Source organism: Rathayibacter sp. AY1B6, from assembly GCF_002932755.1.
Classification (GTDB): domain Bacteria; phylum Actinomycetota; class Actinomycetes; order Actinomycetales; family Microbacteriaceae; genus Rathayibacter.
In genome coordinates, this window is record NZ_PSWL01000013.1 from 88674 (window position 1) to 100451 (window position 11778).

An 11778-nucleotide genomic window follows, 5' to 3' on the forward strand; every position below is an offset into this window, starting at 1 on the left:
GAGGAACGCCGTGCCAGGCATCGAAGAGGTGGCCGAGCTCGCAGGAGTGTCGAAGGCGACGGTCTCGCGCGCGCTCAGCGGTCGGGGCTACGTCTCGGCGGGGACGAAGCAGCGCGTCGAGCGCGCCGCGACGAGCCTGGGCTACGTCGTCTCCGCCAACGCGTCCAGCCTCGTCACCGGCCGCAGCAACAACATCGCCGTGATCATCCCGATCATCAACCAGTGGTTCTTCGCCGGGATCATCGAGGGCATCGAGCGCGCCCTGCTCGCCGCCGGCTACGACCTGCTCCTCTACAACATCGACAAGCACCTCGACGCCCGCCGGAGCGTGTTCGAGTACTACCTCGTCCGCAAGCGCGTCGACGCGATCGTCGCCGTGACCCTCGAGATCTCGCCGCACGAGACGGAGGCGCTCCTCGCCCTGGGCAAGCCGATCGTCGGCATCGGCGGCGAGCTCCCCGGCATCCCCACCTTCAGCATCGACGACGTCGCCGCCTCCCGCCTCGCCACGGAGCACCTCCTCTCCCTCGGCCACGAGCGGGTCGTCCACATCGGCGGGCTCGCGGAGGAGGAGATGGACTTCCACGTCCACACGCAGCGCCGCGACGGCTTCCGTCAGGCGCTCGCGGCCGCCGGCCTCGAGCCCGGCGCGCAGGACATCGTGCCCACGACCTTCGACATCCCCGGCGGGCACAGCGCCGGACGGCAGGTCCTCGGCGATCCGCGGACCCGGCCGACGGCCATCTTCGCCGCCTCTGACGAGATCGCGATCGGGATCATCCTCGCGGCGCGCGAGCTCGGCCTCTCGGTGCCCGAGGACGTCTCCGTCATCGGGATCGACGACCACCCCCTCGCCGAGCTCTTCGGTCTCAGCTCGATCCGCCAGGACCCTCGCCAGCAGGGCGAGCTCGCGGTCGCGCTGGTGCTGGACGCGCTGGCCGCCCTCGGCCGCGGCGAGCCCCCTCCCCCGGCCCGCCACACGCTGATCCCCGCCTCGCTGGTGATCCGCACCAGCACCTCGGCGCCGCGGGGGGCGAGAATCGGAGCATGAGCGACTCCGACACCCCCACTGTCCGCGACGTCCCCGAGCGGTCCCGCTTCGTGATCGAGGTCGGCGGCACGCCGGCCGGCTTCGCCGCGTACACCCGTCAGGGCGACGAGGTGGTGCTCACCCACACCGTCGTCGACGACGGCTGGGAGGGCCACGGCCTCGGGAGCATCCTCGCGCGGGCCGCGGTCACCGCGATCACGGAGGCGGGCGGCACGGTCGTCCCGCGCTGCCCCTTCGTCGCGGCCTGGCTGCGCAAGCACCCCGACGTCGACGCCCGGGTCCGCTGGCCCGAGGACTGACTCACTCCGGGGGCGTCCTGCTCCCGATCTCCTGGAGCGCCCAGGTGTTGCCGTCCGGATCGGCGAAGTACGCGTACTGCACGCCGCCCAGGTCCTGGACCTCGCTGATCTCGAGCGAGCGGTCGACGAGCTCCGCGCGAGCGGCGGCGATGTCGTCGACGACGAGGTGGAGCGAGCGGACGACGCCCTCCTCCGGACCGGGCCCCATCCCGCTGCCGACCACGATCGAGCAGGCCGAGCCGGGCGGGGTGAGCTGGACCACGCGCATCACCGCGGAGGGCCGCACGTCGTGGTCGAGGTGGAAGCCCATCACCTCCGTGTAGAAGGCGACCGCGCGGTCGACGTCGCTGACGGGGAGGGGGACGAGCTCGAGTCGCATCTGCACGCGACCAGTGTGCCGCGCAGCAGAACCGTGCGGGAGGGGGGTCAGTCGCGCGGGCCGACGACGAGGCGCTCGTGCATGATCTCGACGGCCCGCTCGAGGACGCGGCGGTCCTCCGGGGTCAGATCGGCAAAGATCGGCGTCAGCGCGTCGCCGAGGTCCGTCCGCCAGGCGTGCAGCGCGTCCGCGCCGGCAGGAGCGAGGCGGATCTGCCAGGCGCGCGCGTCGAGGGGATCGGCGATGCGGTCGAGCCAGCCGGTCTCGACGAGGTTCTTCACGATCTTGGTCATCGTGGGCTGCGAGACGCGGCTCTGGGAGGCGAGCTCCCCCAGTCGCATCGGTCCCATCGAGAGGAGCACCGAGAGCGTGCGCCACACGGCCTGCGACTCCTGGTTGCCGGTCGCCTGGGCGGCGAGGCGGGTGATCCGGTGCGTCACCGAGACGAAGTCGCTCAGGAGCTCGCTGAGCGAGACCTCGCTGGGCGGGACGTCGCGGGCGGGGAGCCCGGCGAGCAGATCGTGAGCAGTCACGCTCCGATCCTAGGGGCGCGCGCCTCCGTCGGGCGGGAACGACGAAGGGCGCCGCCTCCGAGGAGACGACGCCCTGCGTCTGCAGGCGTGCCTGCGTCACCCTGACGAGCGACCGGCCGGAGCCGGCACCCGCGACGGGTGAGGGGGACTACTTGACGGTGACGGTCGCGCCGGCGCCCTCGAGCTGAGCCTTGGCCTTCTCGGCGGTCTCCTTGTTGACGGCCTCGAGGACCGCCTTGGGGGCACCGTCGACGAGCGCCTTCGCCTCACCGAGGCCGAGGCTGGTGAGGGCGCGCACCTCCTTGATGACCTGGATCTTCTTCTCGCCGGCGGCCTCGAGCACGACGTCGAACTCGGTCTGCTCCTCGACCTCTTCGGCGGGGGCGGCCGGGCCGGCCACACCGGCGGCGGCGACGGGCGCCGCAGCGGTGACCTCGAAGACCTCTTCGAACTTCTTGACGAACTCCGAGAGCTCGATGAGCGTGAGCTCCTTGAAGGCCTCGATGAGCTCGTCCTGCGTGAGCTTTGCCATGATTTTTCTCCTTGTTTTTCTTTGTCTACGAACCGCGCGCGCACTGCTTCCCGGGAGGGGAAGACGTCAGCTCGCGGACTCCTGCTTCTCGCGCAGCGCCTCGACCGTGCGAACGGCCTTCGAGAGCGGAGCGTTGAACAGATATGCGGCACCGAACAGCGAGGCCTTGAAGGCGCCGGCGAGCTTGCCGAGCAGAACTTCGCGGGACTCGAGGTCGGCGAGCTTGCCCACCTCTTCTGCGGTCAGCGGGTTACCGTCGAAGTAACCGCCCTTGACCACGAGGAGAGGGTTTGCCTTGGCGAAGGCACGCAGCGACTTCGCGACGGCGACAGGGTCGCCGTGCACGAACGCGATGGCCGAGGGGCCAGCGAGCTCGTCGTCGAAGGACGAGATACCGGCGTTGTTCGCCGCGATCTTGGTCAGCGTGTTCTTCACCACGGCGTAGGTTGCGTGCTCACTGATGTCCTTGCGCAGCGTCTTGAGCTGAGCAACAGTGAGACCGCGGTACTCGGTCAGCAGAACGGCCGTCGAGCTCTGGAACTTCTCCGTGAGTTCGGCAACCGAGGCTTCCTTGTTCGCCATGGCTACTCCTGTGAATTCTCGTGCCGGTAGCCCGAAGGCAGGCAAAGAAAAAAGCTCCGGCACAGGGGCGCGGAGCTTCGGGATCGCGGTGAGGCGGAACTGAACTCGTGCACCTGCGCGGGCAATTCGCTTCGCGAATCCTTCGTCCGGTGGCGATCCGCGGGGCCGGGGCCCTGCTCGTGCGCACACCGGAAACCGGCGGTCTTTGGCTTCGGGAAGCGTACGTCATCGCGGCGCGCGGGCGCAAGTCGAGGAGGAGGGCCCTCCCGCGGGATGCTGGAGGCATGACCGGCCCGACCCCCGACTCCGCCCGCGACGTCGACTCCGCGATCGCCTCGGTGGAGGGCGAGCTCAGCACCCTCTTCAACCGCGTGCGGGCGGCGATGCGCTCCTACGCCGAGCGGCTCCACCCGGAGCTGACGCCGCTGGGCTACAAGACGATCTCGGCGCTCGAGCGCCGGGGGCCCGTGCACTCCGGCGTGCTGGCCGAGCTTCTCGAGATGGACAAGTCGGCGCTCAGCCGCCAGATCACGGCGCTCGACCGCCTCGGCTTCCTCGAGCGCACCCCCGACCCCCAGGACGGACGCGCCACGATCCTCTCGGTGACTCGAGCGACCGCCGCGCGGCTGCGCGAGATCCGCAGCTCGAACCAGGCGCTGATGCACGAGGAGCTGCGCAGCTGGGCGCTCGCCGACGTCGAGCTCTTCGCCTCTCTCCTGCACAGGATCAACGACCTGGACCTCTGACGCTTAGCACCCCCTCCGTTCGGGGACAATCGCCGGACGCCGCCCGCTCGACTGCGTAGTTTCGGAGGCGATGGACCAGCACTCCTCCTCTCTCCTCCCCCCTGACGTCGACGGCGCACTCGCCTTCGCGCGCGCTCTGAGCACCGACGCGCCTCGGCCCGGCACCGGTCGCACCGCCGAGCTGCACGGGCTCCTCGAGCGCCTGGCCCGGCACGACCTCGGCGTCGCGCGCGCGGTGGAGCCGCACCTCGACGCTCTCGCGATCCTCGGCGAGGCGGAGCTGGACCCGTCCGGACTCGGAGTCTCCGCCGACGCCGCCTGGGGGGTCTTCGCGGCCGAGGGCGGCGGGGATCCTCTGGTCGCCCGCGAGAGCGACGGCGACTGGCTGCTCGACGGAGTGAAGCCCTGGTGCTCGCTGGCCGACCGCCTCGACGCCGCCCTCGTCACCGCGCACGTCGGGGACGCCTCCGGCGAGCGCCGCCTCTTCGCCGTGGCGCTGCGCGACGGGACGGCGACGCCGGAGCAGAACGCCTGGCACGCGCGCGGGCTGACGGAGGTCCCCAGCGGACCGGTCCGCTTCTCCGACGCCCGGGCCGTTCCCGTGGGCGACTCCGGCTGGTACCTCTCCCGGCCCGGCTTCGCCTGGGGCGGCATCGGCGTCGCCGCCTGCTGGCACGGCGGAGCCCTCGGAGTCGCGGCGGCCGTCGCGGCTGCGGCCGCCCGGCGCGAGGACCCGCACCTCCTGGCCCACCTCGGAGCGATCGACACGGCGCTCTCCGCGTCGCGCCGGGCACTGGACGAGGCCGCCGCGGCGATCGACGCGGGCGAGGCCGACGGACCCCGGGGCTCGCTGCTCGCCAAGCGCGTGCGGGCGAGCGTCGCCGGGGCGGTGGAGGAGATCCTGCTCCGCGCCGGACGCGCGCTCGGCCCGGCTCCGCTCGCCCTCGACGCCGAGCACGCCAAGCGGGTCGCCGACCTCGCGCTCTACGTCCGCCAGCACCACGCCGAGCGCGACGACGCCGCTCTCGGCCGCGCCGTGCTCGCCTCGGGCGAGGCGGCCTCCTGGTGAGTCGGCCCTTCGACGGGCGCCTCGAGGGCACTCCTCTCGAGCGCTGGAGCGCGGACGGCCGCCGCGACCGCCTCCCGGAGCTGACCCTGCCCGAGGAGATCCGGCGCGTCCTGGTCGTCGTCGCGCACGCCGACGACGAGACCCTCGGCTGCGGCGGCACCATCGCACTCGCGCGCCGGCGCGGGATCGCGGTGGACGTCGTCGTCGTGACCGACGGAGCCGCGGCCCACGGCGAGCGGGACGCGGACCTGGCCGCCGAGCGCCGGCGGGAGGCCGCGGACGCCCTGGCGGAGCTGGGCCCCGGGATCGGGCTCGCCTTCCTCGACGTGCCGGACTCCGCGACCCCGGACCACCGCGAGCGCATCGCGCGCGAGGTGCGCGAGCGGGCGGCCGGCGCCTCCGGGACCGTCCTCCTCCTCTCCACCTGGACCGGGGACGGGCACCGCGACCACCGCGTGGTCGGCGAGGTCTGCGCGGAGGTCGCGCACGAGCTCGGGCAGCCGCTGCTCGCCGCGCCGATCTGGCTGTGGCACTGGGCGGACCCGGAGGACCCCGAGGTGCCGTGGGGCGACCTCGTGCGCCTGCCGCTCGACGACGAGCTGCTCGAGCGCACCCGCCGCGCCCGCTCCCGGTATCCGAGCCAGACCCGCCCCGGGCCCGACGGGACCGGCCCGGTGCTCCACCCGCTCTTCCTGCGCACCTTCGCCGGGGACGACCGGCTGGTGAGGATCGCATGAGCTACTTCGACGAGCTGTACGCCCGCCACGAGGACCCGTGGGGGTACACGAGCCGCTGGTACGAGCAGCGCAAGCGCGCCCTGACCCTCGCGAGCCTGCCGGAGCAGCGCTACGGCTCGGTGCTGGAGATCGGCGCCTCGATCGGCGTGCTCGCCGAGGCGCTGGCCGACCGGGCCGACCGACTGCTGGCGATCGACGTCTCGAGCGCCGCCGTCGAGCGCGCCGCCCGCCGCCTCGCTCCGCTCGAGCACGTGCGGGTCGAGCACCATGACATCACCCGCGGCGTGCCGGAGGGTCCGTTCGACCTGGTCGTGCTCTCGGAGGTCGGCTACTACCTCGGCGACGCCCTCCCCGGCGTGCTGCGCAGCATCCGCGACGCCCTCGCCCCCGCGGGCGAGCTCGTCACCGTGCACTGGCGGCACCCGATCGAGGGTCTCGCGCTCGACGGCGACGCCGTGCAGTCCGCCGTGGCGGAGCTGGGCCTGCACCGCCTCGCCCGCCACGAGGAGGAGGACGTCCTGCTCGAGGTCCACGCCCGCGACTCCCGCTCGGTCGCCCGCCGGACGGGGCTGGTGTGAGCCGGCTCGCGCAGGTGCTGGTCGTCGTTCCCGCGCGCGACGAGGAGGAGCGGATCGGCAGCCTGATCGCCTCCGTTCAGGCGAGCGCGACCCACCTCGCCCACCGGGCGCCCGGCATCGGGATGCGCCTCGTGGTCGCCGCGGACGGCTGCTCCGACGCGACCGTCGGGCGGGCCCGTGCCGCCGGCGCCGAGGTGCTGGAGCTCGCCCGCTGCGGAGTCGGCGCCGCCCGCTCCGCCGGGATCGCGCACGCCCTCTCCTCCGTCACCGCTCCGCTCGAGCAGGTGTGGATCGCCAACACCGACGCCGACACCGTGGTCCCCCGCGACTGGCTGGCCGCCCACGTCGAGCACGCCCGACGGCACGACGCGCTGCTCGGCACGGTCCGGCCCGACCCGGCCGACCTCTCCCCCGGCGCCTATTCGCGCTGGCGCGACGTCCGCGCGCGGGAGGAGTCGATCGGCAGCATCCATGGCGCGAACCTCGGCGTCCGCGCGAGCGCGTACCTCGCCGCGGGCGGGTTCGGGCAGGAGCCGCTGCACGAGGACGTCCTGCTCGTCGACCGGCTGCGCGCGAGCGGCGCCCGGGTCGGAGCGACGGACCACGGCGAGGTGGTCACCTCCGGCCGCCGCGACAACCGGGTCGAGGGCGGCTACGGCCGCTACCTCCACGACCGCTTCCCGGCCGAGACGTCTCCGGCCTGCAGCTGAATCGGGTACACGCGCACGCGGAACACGATGCGAGGGGTCCCTGTCAATGGTCGGGCCGCGGTTTGTCACGGATCGCACAGGAGAGTCAAATGGGTGTCGAGCACGACCCGGTGCTCTCCGATGGAAGGGTCACCGCATGAACCCCCGCCTCGTCCTGCTGGCACTGGTCGCCTTCACCGCCTACGTGTTCGGCTCCCGCGCCGGTCGTGGCCGCTACGAAGAGCTGCGCCACCTCGCACTCGGCGTGTGGAACGACCCGGCCACCAAGAAGACCCGCAAGAAGCTCAAGAAGACCTCCAAGCGCGAGGCCAAGCAGCTCACCGCCATCGCGAGCAAGGCCCGCGATAAGGTGCAGCGCCGCCTCCGCTGACCCCCGCTTCCACGACTCACAGGACACCGGCCCGCCGGTGTCTCCGCTCGCATCGGAACGGCCGATCGGGCACGAACTGAAGGAGAAACATCATGGGCATCATCAGCTGGATCATCCTCGGCCTCATCGCCGGGGCGCTCGCCAAGCTCATCCTCCCGGGCAAGCAGGGCGGCGGATGGATCATCACGATCGTCCTCGGCATCGTGGGCGCGCTGCTCGGCGGCTTCCTCAGCACGCTGTTCGGCATCCAGGACGCCGTCAACGGCATCAACATCGTGAGCATCATCGTCTCCGTCGTCGGTGCGATCGTCGTCCTCCTCATCTACGGCGCGATCGTCGGCCGCAAGTCCCGCGCGTAAGTCGCGCTCCCCGAAGGCCCCCGGCATCCGTGCCGGGGGCCTTCGTCGTTCCCGGGAGGGCACACCGGTGGTTCGGGGGATCCGACTCCTCCTCCGCGGGGAAGCTGGATGTCCGCCGAGCGCGCAAGGGGTTGAAGCTGGGAGCCGCAGACGATGGACTGGAGGCACGACGGCGCGGCTCCACTGCGCCCTCGCCCCGACGAAAGGACGTACTCGCTCATGAGCGACGACACCGCAACGGTCCCCACGATCACCCTGAACAACGGCGTGGAGATCCCGCAGCTGGGCTTCGGCGTGTTCCAGATCGACCCGGCCGAGACCAAGGACGCGACCCTGGCGGCCCTCGAGGTCGGCTACCGCCACATCGACACCGCCGAGATGTACGGCAACGAGGCGGGGGTGGGCGAGGCCGTCCGCGCCTCCGGCCTCGACCGCTCCGAGGTCTTCGTGACCAGCAAGCTCAACAACGGCTTCCACGCCCGCGAGGACGCTCTCGCCGCGATCGACGTCACCCTCGGCGAGCTGCAGTTCGACTACGTCGACCTCTTCCTCATCCACTGGCCGCTCCCGAACGTGGGCGACTACCTGGAGACCTGGAAGGCGATGGAGGAGATCTACCGCAGCGGCAAGGCGAAGGCGATCGGCGTCTCCAACTTCCAGACGAACCACCTCAACCGGCTCCGCGCCGAGGCGACCATCGTCCCGGCCGTGAACCAGATCGAGGTGCACCCCTACCTCGTGCAGCAGGAGCTCCGCGCCTACGGCACCGAGCACGGCATCGCGACCGAGGCCTGGTCGCCGATCGCGCAGGGACTCGTCCTCGACGACGACACCATCACCCGCATCGCGCGCAACGTCGACCGCAGCCCGGCGCAGGTCGTCCTCCGCTGGCACATCCAGCGCGGCGACATCGTCTTCCCGAAGTCGGTCACCCGCAAGCGCGTGGAGGAGAACTTCGCCCTCTTCGACTTCGAGCTCGACGACGAGGCGATGACCGACATCACGGCGCTCGACCGCGGCCACCGCACCGGCCCCGACCCCGACACCTTCAACTACATCCCGAGCTGATCCTCGGCCCCACGGAGCGCGCCCGGCCCGCAGGCATCCTGCGGACCGGGCGCGCTCGTGCGTGGGGCTGCGGGCCGAGCCGTGCACGAACGGCGCGGGGCCAGCGGGTCAGGCCTGCTGCGAGTCGCGCCAGGAGTGCTCGGGGGCGTAGCCGAGGACCTCGCGGGCGTGGTCGATCGAGAGCAGGGTATCGGTGGTCCCGAGGTCGCCGCGCAGCTCGACGCCGGGGAACACCTCGGCCACCAGCTCGGCGTTGGGGCGCGTCATCACGGTGTCGGCCGCGGCGATGATGAAGCGGTCGAACCCGGTCGTCTCGGCGAGCAGCGCCTTCTCGACGGCCTGTGCCCCGTCGCGTCCGTCGATGTAGCCCCAGAGGTTCCACTTGCGCAGCAGCGCGTCGGAGTCGAACGACGGGAACTCGGCGTAGTCGGCCTCGTCCATGACGTTCGAGAAGCGCAGCCCCGTGATCTTCAGGTCAGGGTGCCAGCGGCACAGCTCGATCGCCATCTGCTCCTCGAGGTGCTTGGTGAGCGAGTAGACCGACTCCGGGCGCGCCGGGTACTGCTCGTCGACCGGGATGTAGGGCGGCGGGACGTCGAAGGGCAGGCCCAGCACCGTCTCGCTGGAGGCGTAGACGACGTTGCGGATGCCGGCCCGGATCGCTCCGTGGAACGCGTTGAACGTCGCGATCATGTTGTTGTGGAACGTGGCGACGTCGGGCACGAGGCCCGGCGCGGGGATCGCGGCGAGGTGCACGAGCGCGTCGATCCCGTCGTACTGGTCGTTCACCGACTGCAGCGCGTCCACGACCTGGCCGTAGTCGGCGATGTCGATGCGGACGAAGCCCGCGCCGCGGTCCCCCGCCCGGTCCAGGTTGAAGACCTCGTGCCCGGAGGCGCGGAGGCGGGTGACGACGTGGCGGCCGAGCTTGCCGGATCCACCGGTGACTGCGATTCTCATGCTCGAACGCTAACGGGCCCGCGGCGGGACGGCGAGGGGTGGCGGATCAGCCGCGCGAGTGGAGCGAGATCGCGCCGCCGACCTCGGGCGTCGTCTCGTCGGCGACGAGCTCGGTCCAGCGGCGGAGCACGGCGGCGCCGGCCGCGTCGTTCACGGCTCCGTCGACGACGAGGACCGGGTAGGGCTTCTCGGGCACGCCCTCGGCGGGCCGCACGTCGACGTGGGCGACGTCGTAGGCGTGCTCGAACAGCCAGTCGGCCATCGCGTAGTCGCTCCGGGAGTCGCCGACCGTGCGCCAGCGCTGCGGGATCGCGCCGGTCGCTCCGAGCAGCTCCACGGCGCGCTGGGCGCCGAGGTCCTTGCCGAGCCGGTTCGATTCGATGTCGGTCGAGATGACGGTCGGGTCGATGCGGAAGTCGACCGTCCCCTCCTCGTTCGGGTACCGGATGCCGCGGCGCTCGACTCCGAGGCCCGCGGCGGTCATGATCTGCAGGGCGTCGGCGTCGAAGACGAGCTGGCGCTCGAGGTAGTCCTCGCTCGGCAGGTCGACCAGCTGCTCGGCGGAGACCATGGCGCGCTTGGTCTCGTCGAAGAAGACCAGGTCGTCGTAGTCGGAGCGGATCATCCGCTCGAGGTCGCGGGCCACCGGCTCGGGGATCGCGAGCGACTCGTCGACGATCGGCTCCGAGGTGCCGCGGTAGTCGACGGTGAACCAGACGGCGCCCTTCTCGCAGACGCACACGATGCGCGCCTCGGCCGAGACGCCGCGCTCGAGGAGCGCGGGCAGGACCCGCTCGCGCAGGAACGCGTCGGAGCGGCCCGTGTTGAACACGATCGGGATGCCGGCGTTGGCCAGGGCGACGAGGTCGTCGGCGATCTCGGGGATCGAGATCGTGCGCGTGACGGGGCTCGCGATGGGCCCGTCGACGTCGAGGAGCAGGCCGAGCGGAGGGGGTGTGGAGGTCATCGCGTCCCATTCTGCCGTGCCGGGGCCGCCCGCCGGGAGCCCGGGAGCCTGGGCGAGATGCCGCTTCGGTCCGCCTGCACCGGCGTGTCGCGTACCGAAGTGGCATCTCGCGGAGAGGCGGGGGCGGGTCAGGAGGCGGGGACGACGAGGGTGCGCTGGGCGGTGGTGCCGTCGGGGGTGAGGACGGCGAGGGTGATCAGGGTCTCGGAGTCGCGGCAGTCGGCGGTGACGGAGGCGTCGCCGGACGCGGCGAGGTCGACGGGCTCGCCCGCGCTCGCGTCCGTGGTGCCGACGGCCAGGCGGGCGGTGGCGCCTCCGCTCGTCTCCCAGGACAGGGCGAGCGGGACGGAGGCGGTGCGGTCGCCCTCGCAGTCGACGGAGGCGGGGGTGGAGGCGAAGGAGACGATCGCGGGAGGAGCGTCGGATCCGGTGACCGGCTCGGTGCCGGACGGTGCGGTGGAGGCCGTCGGTGCGGGGGCGTCGGCGCCGTCGGCCGCCTCGGCGGAGCCCGGAGCGGCGGTGGTCGGCGGAGCGGCCCCGGACGGCTCCGAGGACGGACCCGTGGACGCCGTGCCGGCGCTGGGCGCCCCCCCGCCGGCGGGCCGGACGAGCAGCACGATCGCGAGGACGACGGCGACGAGTCCGAGGGCGGCGAGGACGATCCCGGTGGAGCGGGCGGAGCGGGACGGCATCGGTCCTCCTGGGACGGGACGGGCTGGAACGGGTGGGAGAGACGGGGCAGGACGGGAGGAACGGGGCAGCAGGGTCGGACGGCGCGGGCCAGAACAGCTGCGACCGACAGTCCGGCGGGAGCGGGCGGGTCGAGGGGGCCGGGGAA

17 protein-coding genes are annotated in these 11778 nt (G+C 72.4%); 10 read left to right on the forward strand and 7 right to left on the reverse strand.

Annotated features, from left to right (window positions below; genetic code table 11):
- The first annotated feature begins 10 nt into the window (after positions 1 to 10).
- The gene (locus tag C5D08_RS08940) at positions 11 to 1051 is read left to right on the forward strand and encodes a LacI family DNA-binding transcriptional regulator (protein ID WP_104224337.1); all 1041 of its coding nucleotides are present in this window, start codon (positions 11 to 13) and stop codon (positions 1049 to 1051) included.
- On the forward strand, positions 1048 to 1350 hold the full coding sequence (locus C5D08_RS08945; protein ID WP_104276740.1) for a GNAT family N-acetyltransferase: 303 nt from the start codon (positions 1048 to 1050) through the stop codon (positions 1348 to 1350). Before C5D08_RS08940 ends, C5D08_RS08945 begins: the two co-directional genes overlap by 4 nt.
- Position 1351: 1 nt before the next feature.
- Here the strand turns inward: C5D08_RS08945 and C5D08_RS08950 are convergent, their stop codons facing one another.
- The 4 genes from C5D08_RS08950 to rplJ all read right to left on the reverse strand — a co-directional run bounded on the left by C5D08_RS08950 (position 1352) and on the right by rplJ (position 3376).
- Positions 1352 to 1735: a VOC family protein gene (locus tag C5D08_RS08950; RefSeq protein ID WP_219812841.1), complete on the reverse strand. Its 384-nt coding sequence runs from the start codon at positions 1733 to 1735 to the stop codon at positions 1352 to 1354.
- 41 nt (positions 1736 to 1776) lie between these two features.
- Complete coding sequence (locus tag C5D08_RS08955) at positions 1777 to 2262, reverse strand: MarR family winged helix-turn-helix transcriptional regulator (RefSeq protein ID WP_258065065.1); 486 nt, start codon at positions 2260 to 2262, stop codon at positions 1777 to 1779.
- Positions 2263 to 2410: 148 nt separating this feature from the next.
- Complete coding sequence (rplL, locus tag C5D08_RS08960) at positions 2411 to 2794, reverse strand: 50S ribosomal protein L7/L12 (RefSeq protein ID WP_104224335.1); 384 nt, start codon at positions 2792 to 2794, stop codon at positions 2411 to 2413.
- A 66-nt stretch (positions 2795 to 2860) separates the two neighbouring features.
- Positions 2861 to 3376, reverse strand: a complete 516-nt coding sequence (gene rplJ, locus C5D08_RS08965; RefSeq protein ID WP_055791018.1) for a 50S ribosomal protein L10 — start codon at positions 3374 to 3376, stop codon at positions 2861 to 2863.
- A 284-nt stretch (positions 3377 to 3660) separates the two neighbouring features.
- On the opposite strand from rplJ, the gene C5D08_RS08970 reads away from it, so the two are divergent.
- From C5D08_RS08970 to C5D08_RS09005, 8 genes are all read left to right on the forward strand, one after another.
- Positions 3661 to 4122, forward strand: coding sequence for a MarR family winged helix-turn-helix transcriptional regulator (locus C5D08_RS08970; RefSeq protein WP_104276741.1), 462 nt, complete (start codon positions 3661 to 3663; stop codon positions 4120 to 4122).
- 70 nt (positions 4123 to 4192) lie between these two features.
- Positions 4193 to 5191, forward strand: a complete 999-nt coding sequence (locus tag C5D08_RS08975; protein ID WP_104276742.1) for an acyl-CoA/acyl-ACP dehydrogenase — start codon at positions 4193 to 4195, stop codon at positions 5189 to 5191.
- Entirely contained in the window at positions 5188 to 5928 is a 741-nt protein-coding gene (locus C5D08_RS08980) for a PIG-L deacetylase family protein (protein WP_181126232.1), read from the forward strand. Before C5D08_RS08975 ends, C5D08_RS08980 begins: the two co-directional genes overlap by 4 nt.
- Positions 5925 to 6506: a class I SAM-dependent methyltransferase gene (locus tag C5D08_RS08985; RefSeq protein WP_104276743.1), complete on the forward strand. Its 582-nt coding sequence runs from the start codon at positions 5925 to 5927 to the stop codon at positions 6504 to 6506. The genes C5D08_RS08980 and C5D08_RS08985 overlap by 4 nt, the downstream gene beginning before the upstream one ends.
- Positions 6503 to 7216, forward strand: coding sequence for a glycosyltransferase family 2 protein (locus C5D08_RS08990; RefSeq protein WP_104276744.1), 714 nt, complete (start codon positions 6503 to 6505; stop codon positions 7214 to 7216). The genes C5D08_RS08985 and C5D08_RS08990 overlap by 4 nt, the downstream gene beginning before the upstream one ends.
- Positions 7217 to 7352: 136 nt before the next feature.
- On the forward strand, positions 7353 to 7586 hold the full coding sequence (locus C5D08_RS08995; RefSeq protein ID WP_104227476.1) for a hypothetical protein: 234 nt from the start codon (positions 7353 to 7355) through the stop codon (positions 7584 to 7586).
- A gap of 92 nt (positions 7587 to 7678) precedes the next feature.
- Positions 7679 to 7945 carry a GlsB/YeaQ/YmgE family stress response membrane protein gene (locus C5D08_RS09000; protein WP_104224330.1) on the forward strand — a complete coding sequence of 89 codons (267 nt, stop codon included), beginning with the start codon at positions 7679 to 7681 and terminating at the stop codon, positions 7943 to 7945.
- A 219-nt stretch (positions 7946 to 8164) separates the two neighbouring features.
- Positions 8165 to 9013, forward strand: coding sequence for an aldo/keto reductase (locus tag C5D08_RS09005; protein WP_104248244.1), 849 nt, complete (start codon positions 8165 to 8167; stop codon positions 9011 to 9013).
- A 108-nt stretch (positions 9014 to 9121) separates the two neighbouring features.
- On the opposite strand, the gene C5D08_RS09010 is transcribed toward C5D08_RS09005, so the two are convergent.
- The 3 genes from C5D08_RS09010 to C5D08_RS09020 all read right to left on the reverse strand — a co-directional run bounded on the left by C5D08_RS09010 (position 9122) and on the right by C5D08_RS09020 (position 11632).
- Positions 9122 to 9973 (reverse strand): NAD(P)-dependent oxidoreductase, encoded by an 852-nt coding sequence (locus tag C5D08_RS09010; protein WP_104276745.1) that lies wholly within the window; start codon positions 9971 to 9973, stop codon positions 9122 to 9124.
- A gap of 46 nt (positions 9974 to 10019) precedes the next feature.
- The gene (locus C5D08_RS09015; RefSeq protein ID WP_104276746.1) at positions 10020 to 10940 is read right to left on the reverse strand and encodes a hypothetical protein; all 921 of its coding nucleotides are present in this window, start codon (positions 10938 to 10940) and stop codon (positions 10020 to 10022) included.
- 128 nt (positions 10941 to 11068) lie between these two features.
- Entirely contained in the window at positions 11069 to 11632 is a 564-nt protein-coding gene (locus C5D08_RS09020) for a hypothetical protein (RefSeq protein WP_104276747.1), read from the reverse strand.
- Positions 11633 to 11778 lie beyond the last annotated feature (146 nt).

Excerpts from the sequence above, each read along its gene's own strand:
- C5D08_RS08975 (WP_104276742.1), top strand. The coding sequence starts at position 4,193 with ATGGACCAGCACTCCTCCTCTCTCCTCCCCCCTGACGTCGACGGCGCA.
- C5D08_RS08970 (WP_104276741.1), top strand. The coding sequence starts at position 3,661 with ATGACCGGCCCGACCCCCGACTCCGCCCGCGACGTCGACTCCGCGATC.
- C5D08_RS08945 (WP_104276740.1), top strand. The coding sequence starts at position 1,048 with ATGAGCGACTCCGACACCCCCACTGTCCGCGACGTCCCCGAGCGGTCC.
- rplL (WP_104224335.1), bottom strand. The coding sequence starts at position 2,794 with ATGGCAAAGCTCACGCAGGACGAGCTCATCGAGGCCTTCAAGGAGCTC.
- rplJ (WP_055791018.1), bottom strand. The coding sequence starts at position 3,376 with ATGGCGAACAAGGAAGCCTCGGTTGCCGAACTCACGGAGAAGTTCCAG.
- C5D08_RS09010 (WP_104276745.1), bottom strand. The coding sequence starts at position 9,973 with ATGAGAATCGCAGTCACCGGTGGATCCGGCAAGCTCGGCCGCCACGTC.
- C5D08_RS09005 (WP_104248244.1), top strand. The coding sequence starts at position 8,165 with ATGAGCGACGACACCGCAACGGTCCCCACGATCACCCTGAACAACGGC.
- C5D08_RS08995 (WP_104227476.1), top strand. The coding sequence starts at position 7,353 with ATGAACCCCCGCCTCGTCCTGCTGGCACTGGTCGCCTTCACCGCCTAC.
- C5D08_RS09015 (WP_104276746.1), bottom strand. The coding sequence starts at position 10,940 with ATGACCTCCACACCCCCTCCGCTCGGCCTGCTCCTCGACGTCGACGGG.
- C5D08_RS08985 (WP_104276743.1), top strand. The coding sequence starts at position 5,925 with ATGAGCTACTTCGACGAGCTGTACGCCCGCCACGAGGACCCGTGGGGG.
- C5D08_RS09020 (WP_104276747.1), bottom strand. The coding sequence starts at position 11,632 with ATGCCGTCCCGCTCCGCCCGCTCCACCGGGATCGTCCTCGCCGCCCTC.
- C5D08_RS09000 (WP_104224330.1), top strand. The coding sequence starts at position 7,679 with ATGGGCATCATCAGCTGGATCATCCTCGGCCTCATCGCCGGGGCGCTC.